6 protein-coding genes and 1 pseudogene are annotated in these 6,654 nt (G+C 53.5%); 4 read left to right on the top strand and 3 right to left on the bottom strand.

Annotated elements, in window-relative coordinates:
- Positions 1–549 (top strand): DUF4330 domain-containing protein (locus NW818_RS08650; RefSeq protein ID WP_414424322.1); only part of this gene is annotated, 549 nt, incomplete at its 5' end.
- Between the two features lie 15 nt (positions 550–564).
- Positions 565–1,596, top strand: coding sequence for a UDP-3-O-(3-hydroxymyristoyl)glucosamine N-acyltransferase (lpxD, locus tag NW818_RS08655; protein WP_414424325.1), 1,032 nt, complete (start codon positions 565–567; stop codon positions 1,594–1,596).
- A gap of 53 nt (positions 1,597–1,649) precedes the next feature.
- Here lpxD and NW818_RS08660 read toward each other — a convergent pair whose 3' ends face one another.
- Complete coding sequence (locus NW818_RS08660) at positions 1,650–2,075, bottom strand: DUF1499 domain-containing protein (RefSeq protein ID WP_414342567.1); 426 nt, start codon at positions 2,073–2,075, stop codon at positions 1,650–1,652.
- A 192-nt stretch (positions 2,076–2,267) separates the two neighbouring features.
- Here NW818_RS08660 and NW818_RS08665 point away from each other — a divergent pair, with 192 nt between their 5' ends.
- The gene (locus NW818_RS08665; RefSeq protein WP_414424326.1) at positions 2,268–2,954 is read left to right on the top strand and encodes a Uma2 family endonuclease; all 687 of its coding nucleotides are present in this window, start codon (positions 2,268–2,270) and stop codon (positions 2,952–2,954) included.
- A 23-nt stretch (positions 2,955–2,977) separates the two neighbouring features.
- Positions 2,978–3,703 carry a Uma2 family endonuclease gene (locus NW818_RS08670; protein ID WP_414424323.1) on the top strand — a complete coding sequence of 242 codons (726 nt, stop codon included), beginning with the start codon at positions 2,978–2,980 and terminating at the stop codon, positions 3,701–3,703.
- Between the two features lie 33 nt (positions 3,704–3,736).
- Here NW818_RS08670 and NW818_RS08675 read toward each other — a convergent pair whose 3' ends face one another.
- Entirely contained in the window at positions 3,737–6,436 is a 2,700-nt protein-coding gene (locus tag NW818_RS08675) for a class I SAM-dependent methyltransferase (protein WP_414424324.1), read from the bottom strand.
- A 4-nt stretch (positions 6,437–6,440) separates the two neighbouring features.
- A pseudogene (locus NW818_RS08680) lies at positions 6,441–6,654 on the bottom strand (glycosyl transferase family 1); the annotation flags it as partial.

A 6,654-nucleotide genomic window follows, 5' to 3' on the forward strand; every position in this document is an offset into this window, starting at 1 on the left:
GCAGTGTTCAGCGTAAATGTATCAGGTGATATGCGGCTCATTGACGAGCAGGGGCGGCTTTTGGGAAAGGTCAGCCTCTTGGATCTGGGAGCTCTGGCAATTGTGGTGGTGGCCATTGTCGCCGTCTTGTTCTTTCCGGGTCGGCAGGCGGGCAGTGTCGTCCAGGTGGGAGGTGGCCCCACGCTGCCGGTGGAAGTGGACATGATTGTGCGCGGGGTCAGCAGCCGCTCTATGGAACCTTTTCAGGCGGGGCAGAAGGCTGACCTGATCATCCGCAACCAGCCCTACGGCCAGGTGGAGGTGGTGCGAGTGGAAAATGTCAGCCGCACGGTGCCAGTGGTTTTCCCCGATGGGCGGGTGCAGAACTTGCCCGATCCCGAAGCCTATCGCCTCGACCTGGTATTTACGTTGCGGGGGCGGGGCCAGCGGACGGAGAATGGCATCGTCCTGGGCAACAATCGCGTCAAAATTGGCGTTCCCCTAGAGCTAGAGACCTTTGGCTACAACTTGCGCGGCACCGTGATGGACGTGCGGCTGCCGCAATCGTAGAGGATGTCAACCCCAATGCAGCTACAGGAAATTGCCCAAAAATTGGGGTGTGCCTACGAGGGGGATCCCACCCTGGAAATTCACAGCGTCGCCAGCCTGGCGGAGGCTCGCCCAGGGGAGCTGAGCTTTCTCAGCGAGGCCCGCTACCTACCTCTCTTGGAGCAAACCCAGGCCAGCGCCGTCATCGTGGAGGAAGGGCTGGCTTTGCCCTGTTCCATTGCCTGCTTGCGGGGCAGGGATCCCCGTCTGCTGTTTGCCCAGGCTATCGAGCTGTTTTACCAGCCCTACCGCCTACCGGTGGGGATCCATCCTACAGCGGTGGTGGATGCCAGCGTCCAACTGGGGGAAGGGGTGGCAATCGGGCCGCACGCAGTGGTGATGGAGGGAGTGAAAATTGGCGACCACACCCAAATTCACCCCAATGTCACCATCTATCCCCACGTGCGGATTGGATCCCGGTGTCAGCTTTTCGCCAACTGCGTTATTCACGAGCGCACGGAGATTGGGGATGATTGCCTCATCCACAGCGGCGCTGTCATTGGCGACGACGGCTTTGGCCACATTCCTCTGGCAGATGGCTCCTGGCGGCGCATGCTGCAGGCGGGCCGAGTGGTGCTGGAAGACAACGTGGAGGTAGGCAGCAACACCACCATCGACCGGGCCGCCGTTGGCGAGACCCGTATTGGCCGCGGCACCAAGATCGACAATCTGGTGCAAATTGGCCACGGCGTGCGCACCGGATCCCACTGCCTGATCATCGCTCAGGTGGGCATTGCCGGCAGCACCCAGTTGGGCCACCACGTCATCTTGGCCGGGCAATGTGGCTTGGCCGGGCACCTGCACATTGGCGATGGCGTACGCGTGGCTGCCCAGACAGGAGTAACCAGCGACGTCCCCGCTGGTCAAACGGTGGCCGGCTACCCCCACCAACCCATTGCCGAATGGCGCAAGAGCATGGCCGTCCAGCGGCACTTGCCTGAGCTGCAACGTACCTTGCGCAAGCTGGAAGCTCGTGTGGCCAAGCTGGAACAGAACGAGGAATCATAAGAGACGGCAAAAGATGCGGATCCACATAAGTCTCCCGCCTTGTCCTGTCGGCCCTAGCTCTGCTCCAGCAACGACCGCAAAGTGTTCAGGTACTCGTTGATGTTGCGCCGGTTGCCGCCGAAATCATATTCCCCAACACGGCCTTCGGAAGTAATGTGTAGACGAGTATGGCCAGGATCCCCTTCTATTGGCGACAGCGAAACCGTTAGATCGTCCACGAACTTAAAAAAGTTGGTGCGGGAGATCCCCTTCACTTCCATCGCCTCAGCATCCACAGAGACCAGTTCCCCCCGCTTCCAAACTTGAAAGGCTTGCTCAGCCGCTTTTAACACCTGGTCTGGGCTAGCTGCAATCACAACTTCCTGTTGGGCGCGATTGTAGGGGGATCCACCCAGGGTGGCCGCTTGTAAGGTGGGGATCCCGCTTGCCAAGCCGAAAAGCAGCACCGCTATCACCACCAAAAGTTTCCAGAAAGACATGCGGACAAAAGGAGAAGTTTACATCTCTTATTATGCCTTTCAGTTAGTAGAACGCTCCTGTTATCACCCTGTCAGCCTGAAGCAGAGCACCTGCCGGCGGTTCTATCGATGGGTTAGCCTACAGCTAATTCACTTGCCCCGAGTGCAAAAATGCTGGCCCAAGAAAAACTCCAAGAGAAAGCTGAGGAAAAGATTACTCCCCTCACCCGCCAGCAACTGGCGGAGCTCATGCCCTCGGCCCAGGGGCTGCTCAGCGATGAACCCGAAATGGAACACTCCCTGCATGCCCTGCAGCTTTTGATTCTGGTCAGCTGCCTCGCCCGCCTCTGGCAAGACCGCAACGACTACTTCCTCGCCTGGAACCTCACCGTCTACTACAGCCGAGGGCAACTCAAAAATAAAGACTTCCGCGGGCCAGATCTGTTTTTGGTCAAAGGGGTAGAAAACCGCCCCCGCCCTTCTTGGGTGGTGTGGGAAGAAGGTGGCAAATACCCGGACTTGATCATCGAGCTGCTTTCGGAATCGACTGCCAAAGTGGATCGGGGTGAGAAGCGGGAGCTTTACGAAAGGATTTTCAGGACACCGGAGTACTTTTACTATTCTCCGGAGACGCAGGAGTTTATGGGTTTGCGACTGAGGGGGGAGAAGTACGAGGAGATTGAGCCAACGGAGCAGGGCTGGCGCTGGAGCGAGATGCTGGAGCTGTATCTGGGGATCCATAACCAACAACTGCGCTACTTTTTCCCCAATGGGGAGCTGGTGCCTACTCCTGAAGAAGCTGAGAGAATCGAGCGCCAACGTGCTGAGCAAGAGCGACAGCGAGCAGAGCGCCTGGCCCAGAAGCTGCGGGAGCTGGGGGTGGATCCCGATACCTTGTAAGGGTAAAGAGAGGAGAACTGGCAATGACTAACCCGAACCCAATTACTGAGGTGCTGGATCCGGTTTATCTACCCGAGTTGCCCCCCACCCAAGACGAGCTCCCCTACGACGACAGCGAACCTATGGAAAGCTGGCGGCACAGGTGCCAGATGGACTTGCTCATCTCCACTACCCAAACCTGGTTGCAGCAGCGCCCTGATGGCTTTGTCGGTGGCAATATGTTTCTCTACTACAGCTTGGAGCAGACCAGCGGCCGCAATTTCAAAGGGCCGGATTATTTTGTGGTGTTGGGCGTGCCTAAAGGCGAGCGCAAAAGCTGGGTGATTTGGGAGCAGGGCAAAGGGCCGGACGTGGTGATTGAGCTTCTTTCTCCCAGCACTGCCCAGGAGGATAAAACAAGCAAAAAGCAACTTTATGAGCAGATTATCCGGGTGCCGGAGTACTTTTGGTTTGACCCGTTTGATCCAGAAGACTGGGCGGGGTTTCGGCTGAGGGGCGACCGCTATGAGCCGATTAAAGAGGATGCAGAGGGTTGCTTGCCGAGCGAGGTTTTGGGATTGTGCCTAGTGAAGTGGGAGGGCAGGTTTCGGGACATCGAGGCCACCTGGATTCGCTGGGCCACTGCTGCTGGGGAACTGGTACCCACCGAGGCCGAACTGGAGCGGCAAAGGGCTGAGCAGGCCGAACAACGGGCAGGGCGCCTGGCCCGGAAGCTACGAGAGCTAGGGGTAGATCCAGACGCCCTGTAGACAGCCAAGTAACTCAAGACAACAGATGGATCCCTAGGAGGCCAACAGCAACACAGGTAGCTTTTGAATAGCAGGCCGTAATCCCTTGGGAAAGCGCTCCCGCTTCAAGAGATAGCGATAGTTGAGTTGGGGAATAAGTCTCTCCCATTGATAGGGGTTCAAGCCAGCTACCACTGAACAGAACGGCTCTCTACTGAGCTCTAACCCCTCTTCCATGAGCCTGAGAGCTATGTTGCCTGCAGCTATCTCCAGAGTTTGATTGGCCAGTTGCGGATCCGGATCCCCTAGGAAGATCAGAGCATAGTCTTCTGGCTGAGGACTGCGCAGAATTGGCTCCAGCAAGCCCTCCAGTTCTTGGATAAGCTGCTCTGTCTCCATTTCCCAGTAGGGGAAAAGGCCCACGTTGATCTTGCTCAGGCGGATCCCTTGTGGTTTGGAGGTTTCTGTTATGCTATTTCTAACTCTAATCACTACCAGGTTTTCTGAAGGACTCAGCCAAACCCCTGTGTAATCGACGCTATGCAACCTGAAAAAGGCTCCGATTTCCTGCTCGAAGTCATGAACAGCTTTCCAACATCCTTGCCAGTGTCCGTAATCATCGATTTGGATGAATCCTTGGGAATGAACCTGATCATAGAAATGATGAAAAATATCCATCGTTGATTGATACCAGTCAGCATCTGCATGCAGCAGAGCAATCTCACCCACTTGCTCTCGATAGGCAGGCAAGGTGTCAGCAAACAGCCCTGGCAGGGGGACAATGAGATCCCAAACTCCCAGTTCCTTGGCAATCACCTCTAAGTTCTCCGAAATGGGTGCCGCTAAAGCACCGGATCCAAAACCCGTATCGTTGGCAGCAACTCCTCGATAATCTCGATCCACCTCTGTTGGATCAGGCATACCTGAGAAGGTATCGAAAGCATATAGCTTGCGAGGTCGACGGCTGTAGTTCTTAATCACCCAGGCCAGCAAAGCTGAGCTTCCACCCCTGCAAACACCACATTCTACAAAGTTCCCAGGAATGTCTTCTTCACAAACCTGCTTAGCCAGTGAATAAAGGCTCCAAAGACGCTCAAAGCCCAGCAAGGTAAAAGATTTAACTTTCTCTAGCACCCTAGACAACTCAAGGTTACAGACCGGATAGTCCTTGAGGTGCTCTGGCAATGTCCAATTCACAGCAGGGTCTGGAATATGCTCAACGGGCTTGACATTGCCTCGCCAGGCCACTCCCATAATTTGCATGGTCTGGTAAATCATCGTGTTCCAGCCCCTGTCTCTCAAGTAATTCAAACCTTCAGCCACATCCGGCGAGGCTAGATCATGAAACAGAATCAAGGCATCCTCAGCAGCATAGCGCTCTGCCACTTGAGCATCCTGCAAGGGAGCCGGCGAGTCATGATTCCCATCAATGTAAATTAAAGACCAGCGACGATCCTCTTGCTGGGCAATTTCCTCTACCTTTTCCGGACTGTAGCCAGGGTAGAGATTGACATTAGAGCGAACTCCAGCCGAGCAGAGAGACTGGTTCACGCTCTCATAAGCCAGTGGATTTTCCAAAATTGGATCGACAACATCGAGAATAACACCTCCTGCTGACAGGTGAGCAGTTGACCAGCCCAACCAACAGCCGATCTCCAGAGCAGATTTTCCTCGAAACTTTAGCGCAGTATTGTACAGAATGTGTGCCTCGTCCCGACTAACAAAGCCGATGGTAGGTTGACGTAGATCCGTATGCCAAAGGTGAGGAACTTCTTTCCGTAGATAAGGCCAGGGGTGAGAGCTTGGCTCGGCCGCAATCATTGAAGGAAAGCTATGGTCAAGATGTATTCTAATCTGGTTAGGCGATACGTAGTCGTATCTCTTGACCGGAGTGGAGATGATGCCTGCATACCGCAAGCTAGCTTCAATCTTAAAACCTTCAGTTGTAAGCGCAATATGAGTTGGTCTCACCTTAACGTCGGCTGTAAGATGTATGATTCCTACTGGATTGTGAGGTGGAAAAGGATCCACCCAAATCTTCCTTTGCAAATCCCATTGGGGCATCTCATAATGGGCTAGCCAGTTGCAATTTAATGGCAAAAGTTCAACTCTATCCAGACCTATATCTCTATAAATAGCCACGTTTAGAGCAAACTGGTCTGTCCACAAATCAAGGCACCTAGAAATAGCTTGACCTAATCTTTTGCCCCATATTGACCAATGAATAGACTGTCTGGCACCAGAAAACACACCAGCATTTAGCAGAGGCTCTATATCTAAACGATCAAATTCCGTGTGGTAGAAGTAAAGGTGGTAGTGCCAAGATATCCAAGTTTGCATCCAGGGTCTATTCTTATGTTTAGCTACTAACTCTGGAACTATTGAGAAGCTCTTTCTTTTTGCTCCTAAGACAAGAAGATCAATCGCAGACCAGTCTTGCACCCAAGCATCTGCATCAATCCAAATGTAAACTTCATAACCTGGGAAATATTCAGGCAAAAAAGGTCTAGAGACCAGCGCTTTGAGGTACCTAGGTTGTTTATCTACATCAGGAACGTTGTAATTCCAATCTGGCTCTACGATATAGTCAACGTACTGACCTATCCATTGCAACTGCTCCGGTGTACAGCCTACATCCAAGAATCCAATATCTACAGAGTGCCCCTGAGGTTTCTCTCGGATGGAGAGAATAGTCCCCTGAACCAATTCAAAAAACTTGCTGTCAGCAGCCGTAACGATAATGGTTGAGTTCATAACCTTAAGTCTCTCCTCCAAGGCTTGAATTGTTGTCGACAAAGCAAGCCCTGCTTAGATAGCAAAGGACTCCTCTTTGGCCTGCTACAACTTCTCCCTGCCAGAGGAGATGGGTAGGGTCCAACATCTGATCAATCTGTTTGCGGTCTTGTTCTGAGCAAAACTCCACATAGATGACCTTGATATCTTCGAGCTGCTCTTGCAAGCTGGTCAACACC

This window comes from Synechococcus sp. R6-5, assembly GCF_047461775.1.
GTDB lineage: Bacteria > Cyanobacteriota > Cyanobacteriia > Thermostichales > Thermostichaceae > Thermostichus.